Source organism: Bacillus sp. LJBV19, from assembly GCF_017797845.1.
In the GTDB taxonomy this organism is placed as follows: domain Bacteria; phylum Bacillota; class Bacilli; order Bacillales; family Bacillaceae; genus Bacillus; species Bacillus velezensis.
Genome location: NZ_CP072563.1, coordinates 2,914,804 through 2,937,096 on the forward strand (window position 1 = coordinate 2,914,804; position 22,293 = coordinate 2,937,096).

Genomic DNA, 22,293 nt, shown 5'->3' on the forward strand with positions numbered 1-22,293 from the left:
GTTGTACTATCTTCATGCCAGACATTTTACATTTTTAATATTATCAATCAAAAGGGAACTTTCAAAGAATATTCATTTCTAATTTTAAAGAATTTTCCTTTAAGCACATACCTGACTTAGCATTATCATGAGCAGTCCTAGATTTATTAGACTTGCCTCACCTCATGCTAAGTGTTCTCCTCATGTCACACTCTTCAGAAATCCTTAATTATCTCAGCTAGTTTACAGGTCAATTTTAGCTCTTATTGAGTTATTTCAAGTTACAAAATTGTTGAATTATAAAAATATGATTTCGAGATAAGTGGATGAAAAAAACAATTTATGAATAATATTGACACCTCTTAAGATTACACTTATCATGTTTTTAGATAAATATCGAATTCAAATTTAGATTAATATCTAATGGAGGTTGTAGTTTTGAATTTCAAAAAATTAATTATGTTATCTGCATTATTATTAGGTACATTCATTTCGGTAATGGACACCACTATAGTAAATATTGCCTTACCTAAGATGCTGGATTATTTTTCGAGTAACCTTTCTCAAGTAGCTTGGGTGGCTACAGGTTATACTTTAGCTTTTGCGGTTTTATTAGTAGGTGCATCAAAGCTGGCAGACCATTTTGGAAGAAAAAAAGCTTTTATGTTTGGATTAGCACTTTTTATTTTGACATCAGTTATTGCCTGTTTGAGCACTTCAATTGAAATGCTTGTCACAATTAGAGTGATTCAGGGATTATCTGCTGCTTTCATTGTACCTGTTACAATGCCTATAGCTTTAGCTATCGTACCTCAAAATAAAAAAGGAATGATCATTGGAATCTGGGGTGCTTTCTCAGGATTAGCAGCTACATTAGGACCTGTACTTGGAGGATTATTAACTGAAAATTTTAATTGGCAAGCTATCTTCTTCATAAATATTCCTTTAGGTCTGATTTCTCTGTTTTTAGCAGCATTTTTTATTACTGAGAGTTATGATGAAACAGTGAGCAAAAAAATTGATTACATGGGGATTCTTATTTTATCCGGAGCTCTCTTCTGTTTAACCTTTGGCTTTGCAAAAGTATCTGACTTAGGCTGGTCATCACCAGTAATTATCTCTCTTTTTGTAATCTCTGTATTATTATTCTGTTTGTTTTTCTTTATTGAATCTAAAATTAAAAACCCGATGATTCCCTTATCCATGCTGAAGATACGTACGTTTAGTTTCAGTTCTTTCACCCTCTTTATGCAGGGCCTTGGATTAACAAGCGGTACCCTTATTATTACTTTACTCCTCACGAATTTAATGGGAAAAACTGAATTAGAAGCGGGGTTAATTGTTTCTACATTAGCTCTATCATCTATGTTTACCTCTGTACTTTCTGGAAAGCTATCTGATAAACTCGGGGGCATTTGGCTTTCGGGTCTAGGTATGCTCGGTTTAACAATCACAACATATTTATATGGATACATACGATACGACAGTTCTATAACGTCAGTAACTATTCTGTTATGTTTGACCGGCTTAGCTTTAGGGCTTGTAATAGGACCAGCAATGAGTTCAGGGATACGGCTTATTCCTCCTGAGAAAGTAGGAATTGCCTCAGGTATTCTTAATATGATGCGGACAGTTGGACAAGCGCTAGGCATTGCCATACTTACATCTGTGCTTACAATGAACATAAATGATCACGCAGCTTCTGCAAAAAAAGAAGCCATAAAAATCGTTGAAAACAACCAGGTTTTTGATAAAAATGCAAAGAACGAGATAATAACTCACTTAAAGCATTCAGACAGTAAAGGTTTCGATCGAAGCAAAAGTATTGCTGAATTAAATAAAAAAGAGGAAGAAATTCTCTCTATAACCCCGGATCCGTATAAAGAAAAAGTACAAAAAAGCTTCAATATTCAAAAGAAGGAAGTTATCGCTATCCAGAAAAAAATTTCAAATTTATATAATGAAAAAATAAGTGATAGTTTTAATAATACATTCAAAGTAGGCAGTGTAATTCTTATTTTAGGAATTATTTTTGCATTGTTCAGTGATATTTCTCCAAAACGTTTAAAACAACAACAGAAAAACCAGGTAGATATTACGTCTTGACCGTTCCATAATTGTTTCATTGTTCCGCTCCATCATTCATGCTACAATTTTAGGATGCATCTGATGTGAGGGAGGCTTTTTGAACATTGAACGAGAATAACCCTTTTCCTTATTCAAATACGGAAAAACGGTACCATACATTAAATTATCATCTGCGGGAGCATTTCGGGCATAAAGTGTTTAAAGTCGCGCTTGACGGCGGTTTTGACTGCCCGAATCGGGACGGCACGGTTGCACACGGAGGCTGCACATTCTGCAGCGCGGCGGGCTCCGGCGATTTTGCCGGCAATCGGGCCGATGACTTACTCACGCAATTTCACGATATTAAAAACCGCATGCACGAAAAGTGGAAAGACGGCAAATATATCGCATATTTCCAAGCGTTCACGAATACGCATGCCCCGGTAGAGGAGCTGCGTGAAAAATTCGAATCCGTCCTCAAGCTTGACGGCGTTGTCGGCATGTCGATCGCGACCCGTCCGGACTGCCTGCCGGACGATGTCGTGGAATATTTGGCCGAACTGAATGAGCGGACCTATTTATGGGTTGAACTCGGGTTGCAGACCGTGCATGAGCGGACCGCCCTTCTGATCAACCGCGCCCATGATTTTGACTGCTATGTTGAGGGTGTCAATAAACTGAGGAAACACGGCATCCGCGTTTGTTCCCATATCATTAACGGGCTTCCGCTTGAAAACAGGGACATGATGATGGAGACGGCCAAAGCCGTCGCTGATTTGGATGTGCAAGGCATTAAAATTCACCTGCTTCACTTATTAAAAGGCACACCGATGGTGAAGCAATATGAAAAAGGAAAGCTGGAGTTCCTTTCTCAAGAAGAATATGTAAGTCTTGTATGTGATCAGCTCGAAATCATTCCCCCGGAAATGATTGTTCACCGCATTACGGGAGACGGGCCGATCGAATTAATGGTCGGACCGATGTGGAGCGTCAATAAGTGGGAAGTACTGGGTGCCATTCAAAAAGAGCTGGAAACACGGGGAAGCTATCAAGGAAAGCTCTTCAGAAAGATCGGGGAGGAGACCGCCCTATGACCTTGATGCACATCCTCCCTTTCAGTAAAGAATTGCTGAAGTCCGCCGCACAGGAAGGTGACATCACGGTTGACGCGACGATGGGAAACGGACATGATACATACTTTCTGGCCGGCCTTGTCGGTGAGGCAGGACATGTTCATGCTTTTGATATTCAAGCGGACGCACTCGCTAAAACGAAGGAGCGGCTCGGTGCCGACTTCGGCCCGCGCGTCACGCTTCACCATAAGAGCCATGATCAAATAAAGGCATCGCTGCCTGAAGATGCGCACGGTCGTGTGGCTTGCGCCGTCTTTAATCTCGGCTATCTGCCCGGCGGCGATAAAAGCATTACGACAAACGGTCACTCAACCATTTCCGCGATCGAACAGCTCCTTGAACTGCTGAAGGAGAACGGGCTGATCGTTCTCGTTGTGTACCACGGGCATCCTGAAGGCAAGACGGAAAAAAGTGCATTACTGGAGTACTGCAGCAATCTTGATCAGGAAAAAGCGCGCGTGCTGAGCTACGGCTTTCTCAACCAGCGAAACGACCCGCCGTTTATTATAGCGATTGAAAAGAAATCTGCCGGCAAATAAAGAATCGGCCTGTCATAAGCGGGCCGACTCTTTTTGTGTTTACTTTTCAAGAAAAATCAATTACTATGAAATAATGGAAAAAAAGCAAGTGTAACATCTGGGAGGAGCGGCAGTTTGAATATTCTTCGCATCATATTTTCAAGTGTTCCCTATGTGATGTTCGTCATCATTTTATCAAGACATTTAGGATTTGAGTTCGCGAAAACCTATTACTGGTGGTTTGCTGCATTTTTTGTCATCGGGCTGATCGGCAAATTCGCAATGCACCTTGCGGCAAAAAAGAAACCGTTAAAAAAAGAGACAGCGTAAAATGCGCATGTCTCTTTTTATTTACTGTTTTGCAGCACGCCGCGTGTATAAGCGGGATTGTTTGTAAAGACACCATCTGCTTTTTGTTTCAGCATAATAGGCGTCAGCGTATGCTCGTCTTCCTTATCAAAAAACACGTGCACTTTCATCTTATTGTGATGAATGCGCTTCACGACTGCTTCATTTGCCAATTTGGCGTTGAGCCCGACTGTATCAGCATACGTTCTGATGGTTTGCAGCTGCTTATCATTTATCTCCTCAGCCTCGTTATCTTTTAATAATCGGACAAGAGGAACTTTTTTATTCATAGATCGAACTTTCTTTAAGCTCTTCCCGCTAAAAGACTCAATGACTGCTTTATGGCTGGAAATCAGCTTATGTTTTTGTAATATGTCAATCAGTTTCTTTTCCATCACCAGGCTGCCGTTGCTTTCTCTTGTCTCAATATAGTAATTGGCAGTTTGTCCGAATTTCTGTATGATTTCTTCTAATGTTAAAATCTTTTCTCCTTTTCCCGCATTCAGTTTCTTAATCTGAGCCAAAGACAGATCATCTGTCATCCCTTTACCATCTGTTGTCCGATCTACCGTTTTATCGTGAATTGCAATCAGATGACCATCCTTCGTCTCCCGTAAGTCTATCTCAATATAATCTGCTTTGTCTTTAATCGCACGTGTATAAGACAAAGCTGTATGTTCCGGCTCAATCGCAGAAGAGCCCCTGTGCGCTATCAAGACAGGATGATAGCCGGCGGAAGCATGGATGACGGAGCAGCCTCCGGAAATGGAAAGTAATGCTATAGCCGCTAAATACTTTAATTTTTTCATAAAATTAAAGTATCATATTCTGCAGGCGCAAACAATGTTTCATTTCATACTTCACGTCATAAATAAAAAACTGCGCCGACATGATTTACACGAGAGGCGCAGTTCACCCATTACGAACTTTTCGTCCAAGCCATCTTCTGAAATTTGCGGTAGGCTCTTCCGTTGATATAAAAGAAAAATGACGTTTTTCCGCTTGCCCTGATCAGCTTTCGCGCGAGGCGGCCCATTTCTTTTTGGCCGGCGACTTTGTCATCGGATAAATAGACGCCGAGCAGCCCCCTGTTGATCAGCCGGTGAAAATTTTCATGCGGAATGCCTTTCAAATGTTCATCCGCTTTTTCAATAAAATGCTGCAGTCTCTGCATCATTTCTTCATGAGACTGATAATAGGTACAGAAATTCAGATCGCCTTCAAGCAGATCCTCTTCCTGGTCAATTAAATAATCGAGCAGTATATGCAGCCCTTGTATGTACGGAAAATAACTGCTGCGGATTTTCTCAGCGGTAAGTTCGTTAAAATCAGGCTGGAACGAGTAAGCAACGAGACAGAAAATGCCTAACGTCGATCCGGCGCAGGCCGAGAATTCAAACCACTCCATTTCCGGAAGCTGTGACCGGTACTGCTCAAACCAGCCTTTAAGCCTCGGAACGCGTTCATGCTCAACGACATGCTTATGAACCTGAAGATCGCAATAATAATCACATAGCTCAAGCAAATAAGGTTTAATGATACCGTAATGTTCTATTGACCCGAGCACCCGCTGGCATGTTCTGACCAGCTCATGAAGATAACCGCCGTCATCCCGCTCCTCTCTGTACTGATAGTACGGCCGCACCTCGGCACCGACCGTCAGCGCGTCACGCATGGAGAGATGAAGCATGCGGAAGTCCTCGGGATCAAGCGAGGTGCTGCGGTCGCACAGATTGTCCAGATAATCACTGATTGTCTGATACGCGATGATAAATTGCACGCATTTCTGTTTCTGCTCTCCCGAAAGCAGGGCTAAAATGCCGCCGCCTTCACAATGAAACGATTTATCGCGGATACTTGCGGCCGCCTGCTGCCGCAGCTCGGTATTTTTAATGGAATCTGATTTTTCCCGCCACATGTTCAATTCCTGATGAACGAGCGGAAAAATTTCCCGATACACTTTTGCCATAAGGTTAAAAGGATGTTCCGGTACTGTCAACATATGCACCCCCAGCGAATTCAAATATACTGATCTGTAAAGGCTTTTGCCGCCTTAAACACAGTTTCTCTTTCCGGTTCATTAAAAATTTCATGATAAAGCCCTTCCCATTCCCGGTACGATTTATTATGGGAAGCCACACCGGAAAACCATTTGCGGACCTTCATTTTATCGACGATTTTGTCATCTCCGCCCTGCATAAGCAAAAGCGGCACCTTTAAAAACGCATCAGTCGGCACCATAGCGGCATCAATGGTTTTTAAAAGCTCTCTGTACCATCTTACGGATACCTTCGTGACATATAAAGAATCGTTTTGATCCGCTTCAATCATATCCGCATTCCTCGTTGCCATATCAGGTGATAAGCCGGAATCCACTCTGAGGGATGGAGCGAGGACGTTCAGTCCTTTAGACGCAAAATCAAGGACTTTATTGACTTTTATTTGCAGACCCAGACAAGGTGATGATAAAATGAGTGCCGTAATGCGGGGATTTCTCTGCTGCTTAAACCATTCTATCGCAATCAGTCCGCCCATGCTGTGGCCCAAAAGGAAAACGGGCGCTTCAAGCGTTCTCGCTTTATCAATCCATATATCTACTTCATCAATGTATTCTTGGAAAGAGCGAATATGCCCTCTGGCGCGGGTCGACGTTCCCTGACCGGGCAAATCGCCCATCACCACGTTATATCCGGAAGATCTCCACATTTCAACGAGCCATTTATAACGCCCGTGGTATTCGCTCGCCCCGTGGATAATGACAATGGTACCGACGGGCCTGTCTGCTTTCCAAGTCCACATGCAGTTCACCTCTTACATAAATTTAGAGAAAGAAGGATGAGACATGATAATCTACCCTTATAAACAATTTACGCCGGACATACATCCTGAAGCGTTCATTGCGGATAACGCCGTCATTACGGGCGACGTCGTGATCGGAGAACAATCAAGCATTTGGTTCTCAGCCGTCATCCGGGGGGATGTTGCGCCGACAAGGATCGGAAAAAGGGTCAGCATACAAGACTTGAGCTGTCTGCATCAAAGTCCGGACCGCCCGCTTCTTATTGAAGATGACGTCACGATCGGCCATCAGGTTACACTGCACAGCGCAATCATCAAAAAGAATGCTTTAATCGGTATGGGCTCCGTCATTCTTGACGGGGCGGAAATCGGAGAAGGCGCGTTTATCGGCGCCGGAAGTCTCGTTCCTCCGGGCAAAACCATTCCTCCCGGCTGTCTTGCGTTCGGCCGGCCCGCAAAGGTTATCCGCCGGCTGACAGAAGAAGACATACGGGACATGGAAAGAATCAGAACGGAATATGTTGAAAAAGGCCGATATTATAAAACACTGCAAAAGAAATAAAAATAGATCAGCTTTGTTTTTACTACTGTACCATTTTTCAAAATATTATTTAAGTAAAAACCATTTGCATTCTCCCGATTGTCAGGAAACAGAAGCAAAATGTTCAGGAATTTGTTTTATTCTTCCCCCGCTGGCCCGATCCTATGAAAAAAAGAGCCCATGTCCCGGGCTCTTTTTTTACGTTTTTTCGGCGAATGTCTGTCCGTTTTCCAGACCTATGTCTTTTCTTTTATGGAAACCTTTCCCGTAGTAGGCGGCTAATAATATGCCGAACCAGACAGGACCGATGATGACGGCCACCCTGGTCTCTGCATCAAAAGCCATCAGCACAACGACAAAAGCCAGAAATGCCAGCGAGATATATGAGGAAAAGGGGTATAAAGGCATTTTATATTTCAGTTTTTTCCGTTGTTCCGGCTGTAAGCTTTTACGATATTTCATTTGAGAAAGCAAAATAATCGACCATGTCCAAATCGCCCCGAACGTCGCAATGCTCGTCACCCACGTAAACACTTTCGCCGGCACCACGTAGTTCAGCAAAACGCCGATGCACAACGCGCCCGCTGAAACCAATACCGCTTTTCCCGGCACACCGCCTTTTGTGACCGTACCGTATGCTTTAGGCGCTTCATTTTGTTCCGCCAGATTGAACAGCATGCGCCCCGTGCTGAAGATCCCGCTGTTGCAGGAAGAAAGAGCCGCCGTCAATACGACAAAATTAATGATTCCGGCTGCAGCGGGGATTCCGATTTTTTCAAATGTCAAAACAAACGGGCTTCCGCCTGAACCGATTTCCTGCCACGGATAAATTGACATAATGACAAACAAAGCTCCGACGTAAAAAATGAGAATGCGCCAAAAAACAGTATCTATGGCCCGCGCCAGTGATTTTTCCGGATTTTTGACCTCACCGGCTGTGACACCGATCAGCTCAATCCCGAGATAGGCAAACATGACCATTTGAAGCGACAGCAGTACCCCTTTAATCCCATTCGGGAAAAAGCCGCCGTGGCTCCATAAATTGCTGATTCCGAGCGCAACGCCTCCGTTTCCGAGACCGAATACGATCATCACCAGACCGATCGCGATCATTGACAGAATCGCCAAGACTTTAATGAGCGCAAACCAGAATTCAAGCTCACCGTACGCTTTGACCGCCAGAAAGTTGACAGCCGTCATAATGACGAGTGCACAAAGCGCCCAGATCCATGACGGCACGTCAGGGAACCAGTAGCCCATATAAATGCCGACCGCGGTGATTTCCGCCATGCAGGTAACAACCCATAAAAACCAATAGTTCCAGCCTGTTAAAAATCCGGCAAGCGGACCGAGATAATCTCTGGCATACCGGCTGAATGAGCCGGCTACAGGCTTTTGAATCGCCATTTCCCCTAATGCCCGCATAATAAAAAACATAATCAGTCCGCTGCAGGCGTAAGCGGCTAAAATCCCCGGCCCGGCAAGCTTTATGGCAGAAGCCGACCCGAGAAACAGCCCGACTCCAATCGCGGCGCCCAACGACATAAGCGAGATATGCCGCTCTTCCAAGCCGCGGTGAAGCGTTTTCTCTTTGTTTTGCATAACTCTCCCTCCCCCTGATTTTGACAAAGAAACAACAAACCGAGACGAAATAGCCAGAAAACACTTTCCGGAATCTACCCGATTAGTCCTATTATAACCTTTTTCTGAATATTGCGTAATACTTTGTCGAAAACAGAGCGGAATAGACGGTTTACAAAAAAACAATAGAAAAAAGGCTTTCGATAACATCGAAAGCCTTTTGGATTAAACGAAAATGACTTCTTTCGGCTGATGATTCAACTCTTCCGGCACCAGTCTTTTTTCAACATTGATGCTGTGCCAGATCATGAAGATCAGCACGGTCCAGATTTTGCGGCTGTTGTCCGCTCTGTCGGCACAATGATCTTCCAGAAGCTGAAGGACATAATCCTTTTCAATATAAGCATCTGTTTCACTTTCACGAATGATGTTGCGAACCCATTCGTTCATTTCATTTTTCAGCCAGTGGCGGATCGGCACAGGGAAGCCGAGTTTTTTGCGGTTAAGCACATGATCAGGCACTACTCCTTCAGCAGCTTTGCGCAGAAGGTATTTCGTCGTGCCGTTTTTCGTTTTCAGTTCATCCGGAATTTTAGAAGCCACGTCAAACACGACTTTATCAAGGAACGGCACGCGCAGTTCCAAAGAGTTGGCCATCGTCATTTTGTCAGCCTTTAACAGGATGTCGCCGCGCATCCACGTATGGATGTCAACATACTGCATTTTATTAATGTCGCTGTATGAACGGCTTTCCGTAAAGTACGGCTTCGTGACATCACGGTATGAAAGCTCTGGATTGTAATGTTTGAGCAGCTGTTTTTTCACGGGCTCTTCAAAAATCTTCGCATTACCGATATAACGCTCCTCAAGCGGTGTGCAGCCGCGGACTAAGAGGCTTTTCCCTCTCATTCCTTCAGGCATGACGGACGCCACATGAAGAAGCATTTTTTTCAGACCGGACGGAATGCGTTCAAACGGTTTAAGCGAAAGCGGTTCGCGGTAAATATTGTACCCGCCGAACAGCTCGTCCGCGCCTTCCCCGGATAACGCGACTGTTACATGTTTTTTCGCTTCTTTTGCGACAAAGTACAAAGGAATCGCCGCCGGATCTGCAAGCGGGTCATCAAAGTGCCAGACGATTTTCGGAAGCTCGTTCATATACTCCTCAGGAGAAATGACTTTGCTGATATTTTCAATCCCGAGCGCGGCAGCCGTTTCCTTCGCTACGTCAACCTCACTGAAGCCCTGCTGCTCAAAACCGACGGAAAATGTTTTAAGGCTCGGGTGAAATTCTTTCGCAACTGAGACGATAAAAGAAGAGTCGATACCGCCGGATAGAAACGAACCGACAGGCACGTCACTTCTCATGTGAACTTTGACAGAGTCAAAGATTGCGTCTCTGACTTCTTTCACCAATTTATCTTCATCAGACTGAACAGGCTTAAAGTTCGCTTTGAAATATGTTTTAAACGCGATATCGCCTTCCGGGCGGATCGTAAACTGGCTGCCCGGCTCGACTTTTTTCACTTCAGCGTCAAGCGTGCTCGGTTCAGGAACGAATTGGAAAGACATATATTGCTGTAAAGAAGCTGTATCAAGATCAATGCCGTTTTGAGCGGCCATTAAACTTTTTCTTTCAGATGCAAAATATACTTTGTCCCCGATGGTTGTGTAATACAGCGGTTTAATTCCGAACGGGTCTCTCGCGCCGTACATGACGCGGTCAGCTTTGTTCCAGATTAAAAACGCAAACATTCCGCGAAGCTTTGAAGCGGCTTCTTCTTTATAATGACGGTATGTCGCAAGGAGCACTTCAGTATCGGAATCTGTATTGAAAGTGTAGCCTTTCGCTTCAAGCTCTTCTCTCAATTCAATGTAGTTATAGATTTCGCCGTTAAAAATGATCCAATATTTTTCGTCTTCATATGATAAAGGCTGTCCGCCGTTTTCTACGTCAATAATACTGAGCCGTCTGAAGCCGAATCCGACGTGCTCGTCATGATAATACCCATCGCTGTCAGGACCGCGGTGAACGATCATTTGGTTCATTTGTTTGATTAGCTCTTCTTGATCTGCGGTTTGAGTTAATGGATGCTTATTAAAAACACCGACAAATCCACACATAGTATAGCCTCCATAAGTGTAATTTTCTAATTGGACCCCCTTTTTATAGACGCTGTGTTACGCCATTGGTTTCACGCTATGTAAAAAATAAGCATGGCAGCATCTACAAAAAGGGAAAGCCGCTTAAGTAAGCGGCTATAAAATTATTCTCCTAGTGCTTCTTTGCGAAGCGCATCCGCCTTGTCAGTACGCTCCCAAGGAAGATCCACATCATGACGTCCGAAGTGGCCGTAAGCAGCAGTCTGCTTATAGATCGGGCGGCGCAGATCAAGCATTTTAATAATGCCGGCAGGTCTCAGGTCGAAGTTATTCCGTACGACTTCGATCAGTTTTTCTTCAGAAGCTTTTCCTGTATCAAATGTATTGATGGAAATAGAAACAGGCTGTGCCACGCCGATTGCGTATGCAAGCTGCACTTCACAAGAATCAGCAAGGCCTGCTGCCACGATGTTTTTCGCTACGTATCTCGCAGCGTATGCCGCAGAACGGTCTACCTTCGTCGCATCCTTACCGGAGAATGCGCCGCCGCCGTGGCGTGCATATCCGCCGTATGTGTCAACGATGATTTTACGGCCGGTAAGACCCGCGTCACCTTGAGGTCCGCCGATTACGAAACGTCCCGTAGGGTTGATGAAGTATTTTGTTTCTTCATCGATCAGTTCCTCAGGCACGACAGGATTAATGACATGCTCTTTCAGATTGCGCTGAATCTGCTCAAGCGTAATTTCCGGGTGGTGCTGAGTTGAAATGACGATCGCGTCGATGCGGACCGGCTTGTTGTTTTCATCATATTCAACGGTAACTTGCGTTTTGCCGTCAGGGCGAAGGTACGGAAGAATGTCTTCTTTGCGGACTTCGCTCAAACGGCGGGCTAATTTATGCGCTAAAGAGATCGGAAGCGGCATAAGCTCTTTCGTTTCGTTACACGCATAACCGAACATCAGGCCTTGGTCTCCCGCTCCGATTGCTTCGATTTCAGCATCGCTCATTGTGCCTTCACGCGCTTCAAGAGCCTGATCGACACCCATTGCGATATCCGCAGACTGTTCATCAATTGATGTTAAAACAGCGCAAGTCTCCGCATCAAATCCGTATTTGGCGCGTGTGTAGCCGATTTCTTTAATCGTTTCACGGACTGTTTTCGGAATGTCAACGTATGTTGATGTAGTAATCTCTCCGCTTACCAGCACAAGTCCTGTCGTTACAGATGTTTCGCAGGCCACGCGCGCGTTCGGGTCATTTTTTAAAATCTCATCTAAGATACTGTCAGAAATTTGGTCACAGATTTTGTCCGGATGACCCTCAGTAACAGATTCAGATGTAAATAGTCGACGGTTTTTACTCATTCACTTTTCCTCCTGAAAAAAGATCTTTTGCAAGACCTTCTCATATGATACGGAACTCGCTCCCTCTTAATACAATGTCATACTATATCAGAGAATGTTAATTGGCATATTTTATGAAATAAAAAAACCTTTTCCACTCGAGGAAAGGGTTTGGTCTGTGTGCCTTTCACTCTTATCGCTCAAGGAAAATATTAAACCTTGCATCAGGTTAGCACCTTGGTTTCCCACAGTGTTTTCACCTGCTTTTTTACAGAGAAACCGGTTGCTGGGCTTCATCGGGCCTGTCCCTCCGCCAGCTCGGGATAAGAGTATCCGCTCAATGAAATATCTTATCGTAAAAGGGCGGAAAGTGTCAATATGAATTAAAGCGATTACGCGCCTTTATTTCGGGAAGCAATGGAAAAACACAAACAAAAAACCGCAAATAGTATAGACTATTTTCAGATATATGTTATACTAATTCCACATTCAGCGAAATACAAATAAACCGGCAAAGGAAGGTTTTTATGAAATTAGTTGATTTAACCGCAGATCTTCAAGCATTACTTGCAAGTCCGAATGTACATCATAATTTATCGGCTCCAAAACTTACCGAAAAAGTGATCAGCCGAAATGAAGGAACGCTGACATCAACGGGCGCCGTACGCGCCACCACCGGCGCTTATACAGGCAGGTCACCTAAAGATAAATTTATCGTCCGTGAACAAAGCACAGAAAATCAAATTGATTGGGGCGCGGTGAATCAGCCCATTTCTGAAGAGGCGTTTGAAAAGCTGTACGCCAAAGTCGTCAGCTACTTAAAACAGCGGGATGAACTGTTTGTTTTTGAAGGATTCGCAGGAGCGGATGAAAAATACAGACTCCCGATTACGGTCGTAAATGAATTTGCGTGGCACAATTTATTCGCGCGCCAGCTGTTTATCAGACCGGAGACGGATGAAAGAGATCCGCAAGCGCAGCCTTTCACCATTCTCTCAGCTCCGCATTTTAAAGCAGATCCGGAGACGGACGGCACGCATTCGGAAACATTTATCATTGTCTCTTTCGAAAAGCGCGTCATTTTAATCGGCGGCACCGAATACGCCGGAGAAATGAAAAAATCAATATTCTCCATTATGAACTTCCTGCTTCCGCAGCAGAATATACTGCCGATGCACTGCTCAGCCAATGTCGGTGAAAAAGGCGATGTCGCCCTGTTTTTCGGTCTTTCCGGCACAGGGAAAACGACGCTTTCAGCCGATGCGGACCGCAAACTGATCGGCGATGACGAGCACGGCTGGTCAGATTCCGGCGTTTTCAACATTGAAGGCGGATGTTACGCTAAATGTATCAATCTGAGCGAGGAAAAAGAACCGCAGATTTTTCGTGCGATCCGCTTCGGGTCTGTTCTTGAGAATGTCGTGCTTGATGAAAAAACGGGTGAAGCGGATTACGACAATTCCTTCTACACGGAAAACACAAGAGCCGCATATCCGATTGAGATGATCGGCAATATCGTGCAGCCGAGCATTGCCGGCCATCCGCAGGCGATCGTCTTTTTAACGGCGGACGCATTTGGTGTGCTCCCTCCGATCAGCAAACTGACGAAGGAACAGGCGATGTATCACTTCTTAAGCGGGTACACCAGTAAACTCGCGGGAACCGAGCGCGGCGTGACATCTCCGCAAACGACTTTCTCGACGTGCTTCGGTTCACCGTTCCTTCCGCTTCCGGCGCATGTATATGCCGAAATGCTCGGGCATAAAATCGACGAACACGGCGTTCAAGTCTTCCTGGTCAACACAGGCTGGACCGGCGGAGGGTACGGAGTCGGAGAACGGATGAAACTTTCGTATACAAGAGCGATGGTCAAGGCTGCTATTGAAGGCAGGCTGAACCAGACTGACATGACGGCAGACAGCATTTTCGGCCTGCGCAGTCCCGTTCATGTTCCGGGCGTTCCGGATGAAGTTCTTCAGCCTGAAAACACATGGAGCGATAAACAAGCATACAACGAAAAAGCGCTGTTTTTAGCCAATGAGTTTAAAGAAAACTTTAAAAAGTTTTCCCATGCAGACTCGATTGCCAAAGCCGGCGGACCTCTCGTGTAATCAAAAAAGCCAAGGGCGTTTATGCCCTCGGCTTTTGTTTTTTCAGTTTGTCGAATGAAGCGACGTGAGTCTGTATGTAATGCTTGTCCGGCCGTTCGCCCATTCGAGCTTTTGGACCTCGCCGGTGCCGGATTTCTCGCCGGTTTTCGTTTTGCGCACGTCCATCGGAATATCAAGAGGATAGACGCGGTAGCCCTCTTTCTCCAATAAAAAGATATTTTCCTCTATCCGTTTTTCATTGCCTTTTGTCACAATCATGGTATTAAATTCAACAGGCATTCCCAAAATGAAAATCCCCTTTCATTCTCTTATTCTTTATTATCATATCATAAATCAGGCATCTTACCGTGTCTTCATCCATTCCGCCAGCCGCCGGACAATGCGTCTGTTTTCCTGCGGCGGAAAATAATGCGTAAAACCGCTGTAATACCAGGTTTCCACCGGTTTCCCCTCCTCTTTCAGCTTGTCCTCGATCATCCGGGCGTGTTCGATCGAAACATTCTCATCATTCTCTCCATGGATGAGCAGCACAGGGGCCTGAATGCGGTCTGCTTTTTCAAACGGCGAACGCCATCTGTATTCATCCGGCACCTTTTTCGGCGTGCCGCCGATCACCCGCTTCATCATCCGCCGCATATCCTTCCGCTCTTCATAAGTAAGCACCATATCGCTCACACCGCCCCATGATACGAGCGAAGCCGCTTGATGCCCCATTTCAATCGCGGTCAAAAGCCCCATGATTCCGCCCCGGGAAAAACCGAAAATATGCACCCGCCCTTCCCTGACGTTCGGATGCTCCCGAAGCAGGCGGAAAGCGGAAAACGCGTCCTCTCTGTCCTCTCCCGCAAAATCTTCATTTCCCTCGCCGCCCTGGTTGCCTCTGTAATAAGGCGCAAACACGACAAAGCCTTGGGAAGCGAATTGAACGATTCTTCCGGGGCGTACCATGCCGACATTTTTTATGCCGCCGCGCAAATATAAAAAACCGTCATATGTGCCCGGCGCCGCAGGCTCGGCAAGGAGCCCCTTTACCTTCAGCCCTTCTGACTCATAGCATACCGCAAAGAGGCGGACATGCGGACTCGGAGACGGGAACCTTTTCTTTTCTACCAGCAAAACAATGAGCCTCCTTATATCATCAGTTTTTTTATTCTTTCCCAACGTGAATATGGGCACTCACACATTTTTTATACCCATCATACGATATGTAAAGCAGAAAAGGTTATTTTAACGCTTAAAACAAGGAGGTTACACCGTGAACAAATGGCTCAAAACGGGCTGCGTTTTTGTCATATGCGCCTTTTTCCTGCTCATTCTTCCGGCCTGCAGACAGGAAGAAAGTCTGACGAAGGTAAAGGTGGCAGAAGTTACACACTCCATCTTCTATACGCCTATGTATGTCGCTGAAGCAAAAGGTTTCTTTAAAAAAGAAGGGCTCCAAGTGTCACTTCAAACAACATGGGGCGGAGACAAAACGATGACATCGCTTTTGTCAAACGGGTCTGATATCGCGCTGGTCGGTTCTGAAACATCCATTTACGTGGAGGCGCAGGGAGCAAAAGATCCGGTCATCAACTTCGCGCAGCTGACACAGACGGACGGCACATTTCTCGTGTCGCGGAAGGATGAGAAATCATTCAAATGGAGCGATTTAAAAGGAAAAACATTTCTCGGCCAGCGAAAAGGCGGCATGCCCCAAATGGCCGGTGAGTACGCCCTGAAAAAGAATCACATAGAACCGAAAAAAGACATTAACCTCGTTCAAAACATTGATTTCGCCAATATTTCCAACGCATTCGCATCCGGAACGGGTGATTATGTGCAGCTGTTTGAACCGACGGCATCCCAATTTGAAAAAGAAGGCATCGGCCATATCGTCGCATCCTTCGGAGAAGCTTCCGGCCAAGTGCCATACACAACCTTTATGGCAAAAGAAAGTTATTTGAAAAGCAATGAAAAGACGGCGGAAAAATTCACCCGCGCCATCTATCGCGCCCAGCAATGGGTGGAAAGCCATCCGGCCAAAGACATCGCAAAAACGATTCAGAAGGAATTTGCCGATACAGATCCGGCCATTATCGAAACATCAATAGAGCGCTATAAAAAACAAAAGTCATTCTCTGCAGACCCAGTTCTGCAAAAGGATGAATGGGAACAGCTTCAATCTATTATGGATGAAGCCGGAGAGCTCCCGAAACACATTCCGTACAGCAAACTCGTCAACACAAAAATCGCCAAAAAAGTCACCTCAGAACAATAGGAGGAACATGAATGTCTTTTTTACATGTCGATCATGTAACACATACTTATTTCTCGCTGAAAGAAAAGACAACCGCCGTGAAAGATATACATTTTCAGATTGAAAAAGGGGATTTCATCTCCTTTCTCGGGCCGAGCGGATGCGGAAAAACAACACTCCTGTCCATTCTGGCCGGCCTTATCACCCCTGCGCAAGGCCGGGTGCTGATTGAAGGAAGCGTGCCGAACCATAAAGAACACCAAATCGGTTATATGCTTCAGCAGGATTATTTATTTCCTTGGAAATCAATTGAGGAAAACGTGCTGCTCGGTTTACACATTTCAAAAACATTAACAGAAGAAAAAAGAGCTGAAGTTCTCAGCCTTCTGCCTAAGCTCGGATTAATCGGCGTTGAAAAGAAATACCCGAAAGAGCTGTCAGGCGGGATGCGGCAGCGGGCGGCACTTGCCAGAACTCTTGCGCCGGACCCGGGACTGCTGCTCCTTGATGAACCGTTTTCCGCGCTGGACTTTCAAACGAAGCTTTCTTTAGAAAACCTTGTCTTCAGAACATTAAAGGATTTTCAAAAAACCGCCGTGCTCGTCACCCACGATATCGGTGAAGCCATCGCCATGAGCGATACGATCTATTTATTTTCGAATCAGCCGGGCACCATCCACCAAATATTCACCGTGCCTAAGGGGCTCGCGGCTTTAGATCCGTTTGACGCGCGTCAGGATCCGGCCTTTCAGCCGCTGTTTCAAACCATATGGAAGGAGCTGAATTCCCTTGAAAAACAGCAGCGCCACGATTGAACAGCTTCATCAGCAGTTTAAGAAAAGACATCAAAAAGAAAAGCTCCGGATCCGTGCGTATCAGGCCGCCATTTTCATCGTATTTTTTGCCGGATGGGAAATATCGAGCAGGGCGGGCTGGATCGATCCGTTAATCTTCAGCTCACCCTCCGCTGTTTGCAGGCTTTTAGTTGAAAAGATTGCGGACGGATCCCTTGCGGCGCACATCGGCGTAACCTTAGGAGAAACCGTTCTCGGCTTTTTGCTCGGCACGCTTCTCGGCACATGCCTCGCCGCTCTGTTATGGTGGTCAAACAGGCTCGCCCGGGTTTTAGACCCATACCTCGTCATTTTAAACGCGATGCCGAAGGTCGCACTCGGACCGATTCTCATCGTGGCACTCGGACCGAATTTCACAAGCATTGTCGCCATGGGAGCAGTCATCAGTGTCATTATCACGACAATCGTCGTCTTTACGGCTTTTCAGGAAGTGGATGAAAACTATATTAAGGTCATGAAAACCTTCGGAGCGAAAAGAAGCATCATGTTTAAAGAAGTCATTCTGCCGGCGTGCGCCCCCGCGATTATTTCCGCGCTTAAAGTGAACGTCGGTTTATCCTGGGTCGGTGTCATCGTCGGCGAGTTTCTCGTTTCCGAAAAAGGTCTGGGCTACATGATCATTTACGGATTCCAGGTCTTCAATTTCACTCTTGTGTTCTTAAGCCTTCTGATCATCGCGATTTTTGCGACATTGATGTATCAGGGAGTCGAACTGTTAGAAAGAAAATGGACGAAAGGAAAAATATAAAAAAGACCCGTGCGTAAACGCCGGGTCTTCGTTTTTATGATTGAAATACGCCGTCCTCTTTCAGCTTTTTCAGACTGATCGGAAGCACCGAATCTTTCATAATGAAACTGAATTTTTTATTTCGGGGGAGATTCTCCGGCAGTTCGCTGAACAGCACCGGCCCCTTTGTTTCAAAATAGTCAGCCTGTTGTTCAAGCTTTTCAATATCGGCAAAATAAATATTCTTCACGATTACCTTTTCCCTGCCGAGAACTTTATACTGTCCGACGTACTTCAGATGTCTTACCGCGGCACCGGTTTCTTCTTTCACCTCGCGCAGGGCCGCTTCCTCCGCACGTTCCATCGGCTCCACTTTTCCGCCCGGAAATTCAAACCCCCGGTCTTCATGCTCGGTCAAAAGCCACTTATCTCCATATCGGCATATGACCCATACGTGCTTCGGGCTGTCTGAAAAAGGCTGGTGTTCAAAGGAGAGCTGAACAGTGTTCTGATAATAGTCTTTAAACTCGTACATGTTTATCCCTCTAATCCGTTCCTTCATATCTTCCATACATCATACCACAGTTGCGTTTGTTCGGAAGCCCTTTATCAAAAATTCAGAGGAAAACCATCATACCCGCTAGTATAGCCTCCTTTGAAGCAAATGTTACGGTTTGCGCTTGAATTTATTTTTCAGGGTATCCAATAGGTCGACGAGCACCTGCGGAACCGGTATGCCCAGCGAGCTTGCCGTAATCACGATCTGAACCGATTCGTATAAGATATAAAACATGATAGCCAAATTACGGATGGCGCCTTCGGTATGAAGCAGCTGGTCAAAAAAATGGCAAACTGAGACTAATGCCAGGGTCACGATTTTTTTGACCAGCCGCGCAAAAAGCTTTCTTGCGCTCAGCTGCTGCAAAAGAGATTCTTTTAAGCTTGTACTGATAAACTCAATCGCCATGACCGATAGCAAAATCAGAAACGAATACTGAAAACCTCCGAAGAAAAACCCCGCTGCCGACACGATCACTGCAAAAAACGAAAAGATGCCAAAGTCTTTGCCCACTTGATCCAACATCCTTTCACAGAAACGGCCTTACATTATTCTATGAAAAGTGAATGGAACGGACTGGATTTTTCAGAAAAATGGACAACACCTCTCTTCGGCAGCCAAATAAAAGACCGAGTGCTTTATAGCCCCGGTCTTCCCTTGTTGATTTATCCTAAATACGCTTTCAGCATCCAGTTATGTTTCTCGATATTCTGGTGAATGGCAAGCAGCATATCACCGGTCGTTTCGTCTCCTACCTCATCTGCGAGGTCCATGCCGCTTTTCAGCTCTTCCGCAATGACAGTGAAATCATCATAAATGTTCTGTACCATTTGTTCTGCGCTCTCATTGCCTTCCGCTTCTTTTACAGACGCTGTCTTCAATGATTCCGTCATTGTGCCGATCGGCTTGCCGTTTAATGCCAGCAGACGTTCTGCCAGATCATCAATATATGTAGCCGTTTCGTTATACAGCTCCTCGAACTTTTCATGCAATGTGAAAAAGTCTTTCCCTTTGACGTACCAATGATAGTTATGTAATTTCACATACATGACCGTCCAGTTTGCAACTTGCTTATTGACTGCATCCAATAGTTTTTCTGACATGCCTATCTTCCTCCTTTGGTTTACTATTGATATACCCTATATATCGTGTGTTAAAACATAAATTTTTAGCCCTTGATTTTACGGATGGAAAATATGTTATGATTTGTTAAAAAGGAGGGATTTCATGCTGCTTCTTCTGAGCTTCGGCTTTCTTATCGTCCTCGCCGTGCTGCTTTTATCCATCTGGTCGACTGTAAGAGCTTATAATGTAAAACATACGATTGACCCGCCGGAGGACGCATCAAAAGGCTTGACGGATAAAAAAAATCCTTAATGATGATGCGTCTGTTCCTCATGGCCGGAGGAATCATCGGCAGCTTCAGCATCCCCGACACGCACTTTTACAGTCGGCATATTATGCTGCTGTTTTGCCGTTACGTGGGATTGAACGGTATAGACACCCTCTTCATCAAATTCAGTCCGCAGGTGATACGCCCCTTTTTCCTCCTTGGCCTTGCTTGTTTTGCTGCTGCCTTTTTTTCCTTCTTTCCATACTTCAAACATGACTTCATCCGCATCCGTGACACGCTTGCCGCCGTAAAAAACCTCCGCCTTGTATTCCGCTTTTTCATGCGGCGCTGCCGTTTCCGGTCCTGTAAGCTTGACCTCAAGCGCTTTAGGCTCCTCATCCGCGGAGGTTTTGTCCGAATTGCCCCCGCAGGAAGATAATAGAAATACCATACCGCACATACCTGCCAATACAGCCCGTTTCATCCCATCACTCCTTTATGTTTGCTTCTATTTTAGCAAACGCTTACACACAAGGTGTGACATTTTTTAGAAATATGTAAAAAAGCCTTTTTGCATGTCAGCAAAAAGGCCTGTTTTTTATCCGAACACTTTCAGCAAATCTTCTTTATCCTGTGACAGCCAGAAACGCATCAGACGTTTCGCGCCTTCTAAATCATGAAGTTTCGCCTGGCCGCACTGTTTTTCGTTGGCCGCCGGAATCTCCGTAATATCGATGGCTTCTTTCAGCGTAGCGTCAAGCAGGTCCACAATTTCTTCCGCTGTCGGCTCGCCGCTGACAACAAGATAATAGCCTGTCTGGCAGCCCATCGGTGAGATATCTATGATGTCGAAGTGATCGTATTTCTCAGAATGTGTGCGAATCGTAAACGCAAGCAAGTGCTCAAGCGTATGAATCGTATCCGGCTTCATCGCCTGTTTGTTCGGCTGGCAGAAGCGAATGTCAAACTTATTCACGACGCCGTCTGTTCCGACTTTATGCACTCCGCAATGTCTTACATACGGAGCCACAACCGCATTGTGGTCAAGCTCAAAACTTTCTACTGAAGGCATAATGGCACTCCCTTTTTTTCAGAATATGCATCCATTATAACACAGTTTTCCGATAAGAATTGTGGCGGAAGCTTTTCAATCTGAAATTTTTTTTCTATACTAGCATCAGAAAGGTGGTTTTTTGATGAAAACCATAATGATTGCGTTCATCCGCGGATACCAGAAGTTCATCTCTCCGCTGACGCCGCCGTCATGCCGCTTTTATCCGACGTGTTCGCAGTACGGAATCGAAGCCGTCAAGACTCACGGCGCATTAAAAGGCGGATGGCTGACACTGAAGCGGATTTTAAAGTGCCACCCTTTTCATCCGGGCGGTGTTGATCCCGTACCGGACAAAAAACAAAAACATTAGTCCATATGCTGGTAGCCGTCGATCACCAGATCAAGTTTACCGGTTTCAGGATCAATCACCAGACCGTGCACCGGCACATTGTCAGGGAATAGCGGATGGTGTTTAATGACGTTTACGCTGTCTGTAACACTCGCTTCTACTGAATCAAAGCTTTTCAGCCATTGATCAAGATCAACTCCTGAGTGCTTCAGCATGTCAATCCGCTCTTTCGGAATACCGCGGTCGATAATTTTATCAAGCATATCCTCGCTGTTGATTTTGCTCATGCCGCAATCATGGTGGCCGATAACGCAGACTTCATCGGCGTTTAATTCGTATACGGCCACTAAAAGGCTGCGCATGATACTTCCGAACGGGTGGGCGACAAGCGCGCCGGCACTTTTAATAATTTTCACATCGCCGTTTCGCATGTTCATCGCATGCGGAAGCAATTCTACAAGACGCGTGTCCATACAGGACAAAATCGCCATCTTTTTATCCGGGAATTTAGATGTTTGGTATTTTTCATAATCTTTGTTTTTAGTGAACTGCTCATTAAATTGCATGATATCGTTTAGAAGACTCATCTTGGTGTTTCCTTTCTGCTTTTTATTCACAATATAACATAAGGCGGGGCATTTCGTCACTCCCC

Annotated in this window: 25 protein-coding genes and 1 riboswitch; of the genes, 11 read left to right on the forward strand and 14 right to left on the reverse strand. The window is 45.4% G+C overall.

The features are described 5' to 3' along the window. The first annotated feature begins 417 nt into the window (after positions 1–417). The 4 genes from J6600_RS14060 (at position 418) to J6600_RS14075 (ending at position 4,027) form a co-directional block, all read left to right on the forward strand. Positions 418–2,085 carry an MFS transporter gene (locus J6600_RS14060; RefSeq protein WP_094296098.1) on the forward strand — a complete coding sequence of 556 codons (1,668 nt, stop codon included), beginning with the start codon at positions 418–420 and terminating at the stop codon, positions 2,083–2,085. An 86-nt stretch (positions 2,086–2,171) separates the two neighbouring features. After that, complete coding sequence (gene mnmL / locus J6600_RS14065) at positions 2,172–3,140, forward strand: tRNA modification radical SAM protein MnmL/YtqA (protein WP_007408822.1); 969 nt, start codon at positions 2,172–2,174, stop codon at positions 3,138–3,140. Continuing rightward, positions 3,137–3,718: a tRNA 5-(aminomethyl)-2-thiouridylate-methyltransferase MnmM gene (gene mnmM, locus J6600_RS14070; RefSeq protein WP_209387520.1), complete on the forward strand. Its 582-nt coding sequence runs from the start codon at positions 3,137–3,139 to the stop codon at positions 3,716–3,718. The genes mnmL and mnmM overlap by 4 nt, the downstream gene beginning before the upstream one ends. 114 nt (positions 3,719–3,832) lie before the next feature. Beyond that, positions 3,833–4,027: a hypothetical protein gene (locus J6600_RS14075; RefSeq protein ID WP_003152265.1), complete on the forward strand. Its 195-nt coding sequence runs from the start codon at positions 3,833–3,835 to the stop codon at positions 4,025–4,027. A gap of 17 nt (positions 4,028–4,044) precedes the next feature. Here J6600_RS14075 and J6600_RS14080 read toward each other — a convergent pair whose 3' ends face one another. The 3 genes from J6600_RS14080 to J6600_RS14090 all read right to left on the reverse strand — a co-directional run bounded on the left by J6600_RS14080 (position 4,045) and on the right by J6600_RS14090 (position 6,844). Continuing rightward, entirely contained in the window at positions 4,045–4,854 is an 810-nt protein-coding gene (locus tag J6600_RS14080) for a glycerophosphodiester phosphodiesterase family protein (RefSeq protein WP_021494494.1), read from the reverse strand. Positions 4,855–4,964: 110 nt separating this feature from the next. Further along, positions 4,965–6,044, reverse strand: a complete 1,080-nt coding sequence (locus J6600_RS14085) for a tetraprenyl-beta-curcumene synthase family protein (protein ID WP_159354715.1) — start codon at positions 6,042–6,044, stop codon at positions 4,965–4,967. Positions 6,045–6,064: 20 nt separating this feature from the next. Continuing rightward, positions 6,065–6,844 (reverse strand): alpha/beta hydrolase, encoded by a 780-nt coding sequence (locus J6600_RS14090; protein ID WP_003152261.1) that lies wholly within the window; start codon positions 6,842–6,844, stop codon positions 6,065–6,067. 46 nt (positions 6,845–6,890) lie between these two features. Between J6600_RS14090 and J6600_RS14095 the strand changes: the two genes are divergently transcribed. After that, positions 6,891–7,406: a gamma carbonic anhydrase gene (locus tag J6600_RS14095; protein WP_209388359.1), complete on the forward strand. Its 516-nt coding sequence runs from the start codon at positions 6,891–6,893 to the stop codon at positions 7,404–7,406. A 177-nt stretch (positions 7,407–7,583) separates the two neighbouring features. On the opposite strand, the gene alaP is transcribed toward J6600_RS14095, so the two are convergent. From alaP to metK, 3 genes are all read right to left on the reverse strand, one after another. Then, positions 7,584–8,987: an alanine permease AlaP gene (gene alaP, locus J6600_RS14100; protein ID WP_209387521.1), complete on the reverse strand. Its 1,404-nt coding sequence runs from the start codon at positions 8,985–8,987 to the stop codon at positions 7,584–7,586. A 204-nt stretch (positions 8,988–9,191) separates the two neighbouring features. Further along, positions 9,192–11,090: an asparagine synthase (glutamine-hydrolyzing) gene (gene asnB / locus J6600_RS14105; protein ID WP_003152255.1), complete on the reverse strand. Its 1,899-nt coding sequence runs from the start codon at positions 11,088–11,090 to the stop codon at positions 9,192–9,194. A gap of 143 nt (positions 11,091–11,233) precedes the next feature. Beyond that, positions 11,234–12,436, reverse strand: coding sequence for a methionine adenosyltransferase (gene metK, locus J6600_RS14110; RefSeq protein WP_003152253.1), 1,203 nt, complete (start codon positions 12,434–12,436; stop codon positions 11,234–11,236). A gap of 169 nt (positions 12,437–12,605) precedes the next feature. Further along, a riboswitch (SAM riboswitch) is annotated at positions 12,606–12,745 on the reverse strand. Between the two features lie 197 nt (positions 12,746–12,942). Between metK and pckA the strand changes: the two genes are divergently transcribed. Then, positions 12,943–14,526 carry a phosphoenolpyruvate carboxykinase (ATP) gene (gene pckA, locus J6600_RS14115; protein ID WP_103526682.1) on the forward strand — a complete coding sequence of 528 codons (1,584 nt, stop codon included), beginning with the start codon at positions 12,943–12,945 and terminating at the stop codon, positions 14,524–14,526. Between the two features lie 42 nt (positions 14,527–14,568). Here the strand turns inward: pckA and J6600_RS14120 are convergent, their stop codons facing one another. Together J6600_RS14120 and J6600_RS14125 are read right to left on the reverse strand one after the other, a co-directional pair. Next, positions 14,569–14,811, reverse strand: coding sequence for a DUF2584 domain-containing protein (locus tag J6600_RS14120; RefSeq protein WP_003152249.1), 243 nt, complete (start codon positions 14,809–14,811; stop codon positions 14,569–14,571). 57 nt (positions 14,812–14,868) lie between these two features. Continuing rightward, positions 14,869–15,642, reverse strand: coding sequence for an alpha/beta hydrolase family protein (locus J6600_RS14125; RefSeq protein ID WP_209387522.1), 774 nt, complete (start codon positions 15,640–15,642; stop codon positions 14,869–14,871). 139 nt (positions 15,643–15,781) lie between these two features. Between J6600_RS14125 and J6600_RS14130 the strand changes: the two genes are divergently transcribed. The 3 genes from J6600_RS14130 to J6600_RS14140 are packed head-to-tail and all read left to right on the forward strand — an operon-like array spanning position 15,782 to position 18,367. Continuing rightward, positions 15,782–16,786, forward strand: a complete 1,005-nt coding sequence (locus J6600_RS14130) for an ABC transporter substrate-binding protein (protein ID WP_095061233.1) — start codon at positions 15,782–15,784, stop codon at positions 16,784–16,786. A gap of 11 nt (positions 16,787–16,797) precedes the next feature. Next, a complete protein-coding gene (locus J6600_RS14135) occupies positions 16,798–17,580 on the forward strand; it encodes an ABC transporter ATP-binding protein (protein ID WP_209387523.1) in 783 nt (260 codons plus the stop codon). Beyond that, complete coding sequence (locus J6600_RS14140; RefSeq protein WP_072177723.1) at positions 17,555–18,367, forward strand: ABC transporter permease; 813 nt, start codon at positions 17,555–17,557, stop codon at positions 18,365–18,367. Before J6600_RS14135 ends, J6600_RS14140 begins: the two co-directional genes overlap by 26 nt. 34 nt (positions 18,368–18,401) lie before the next feature. Here J6600_RS14140 and ytkD read toward each other — a convergent pair whose 3' ends face one another. The 3 genes from ytkD to J6600_RS14155 all read right to left on the reverse strand — a co-directional run bounded on the left by ytkD (position 18,402) and on the right by J6600_RS14155 (position 20,008). Then, entirely contained in the window at positions 18,402–18,881 is a 480-nt protein-coding gene (ytkD, locus tag J6600_RS14145; protein ID WP_209387524.1) for an RNA deprotection pyrophosphohydrolase, read from the reverse strand. A 132-nt stretch (positions 18,882–19,013) separates the two neighbouring features. Then, a complete protein-coding gene (locus tag J6600_RS14150; RefSeq protein ID WP_007408834.1) occupies positions 19,014–19,418 on the reverse strand; it encodes a phage holin family protein in 405 nt (134 codons plus the stop codon). Between the two features lie 152 nt (positions 19,419–19,570). Continuing rightward, positions 19,571–20,008 (reverse strand): Dps family protein, encoded by a 438-nt coding sequence (locus J6600_RS14155; RefSeq protein WP_007408835.1) that lies wholly within the window; start codon positions 20,006–20,008, stop codon positions 19,571–19,573. Positions 20,009–20,132: 124 nt separating this feature from the next. On the opposite strand from J6600_RS14155, the gene ytzI reads away from it, so the two are divergent. Continuing rightward, on the forward strand, positions 20,133–20,282 hold the full coding sequence (gene ytzI, locus J6600_RS14160) for a YtzI protein (protein ID WP_007408836.1): 150 nt from the start codon (positions 20,133–20,135) through the stop codon (positions 20,280–20,282). Here the strand turns inward: ytzI and J6600_RS14165 are convergent. Together J6600_RS14165 and J6600_RS14170 are read right to left on the reverse strand one after the other, a co-directional pair. Then, positions 20,279–20,722: a FixH family protein gene (locus J6600_RS14165; protein ID WP_014418701.1), complete on the reverse strand. Its 444-nt coding sequence runs from the start codon at positions 20,720–20,722 to the stop codon at positions 20,279–20,281. The two genes, ytzI and J6600_RS14165, sit on opposite strands and share 4 nt — an antisense overlap. A gap of 114 nt (positions 20,723–20,836) precedes the next feature. Continuing rightward, positions 20,837–21,310, reverse strand: coding sequence for an S-ribosylhomocysteine lyase (locus J6600_RS14170; RefSeq protein ID WP_003152237.1), 474 nt, complete (start codon positions 21,308–21,310; stop codon positions 20,837–20,839). Between the two features lie 124 nt (positions 21,311–21,434). Between J6600_RS14170 and yidD the strand changes: the two genes are divergently transcribed. Further along, positions 21,435–21,662, forward strand: coding sequence for a membrane protein insertion efficiency factor YidD (gene yidD / locus J6600_RS14175; protein ID WP_007408838.1), 228 nt, complete (start codon positions 21,435–21,437; stop codon positions 21,660–21,662). Here yidD and J6600_RS14180 read toward each other — a convergent pair. Beyond that, entirely contained in the window at positions 21,659–22,228 is a 570-nt protein-coding gene (locus J6600_RS14180; RefSeq protein WP_003152233.1) for a beta-class carbonic anhydrase, read from the reverse strand. The genes yidD and J6600_RS14180 overlap by 4 nt on opposite strands. Positions 22,229–22,293: the final 65 nt, after the last annotated feature.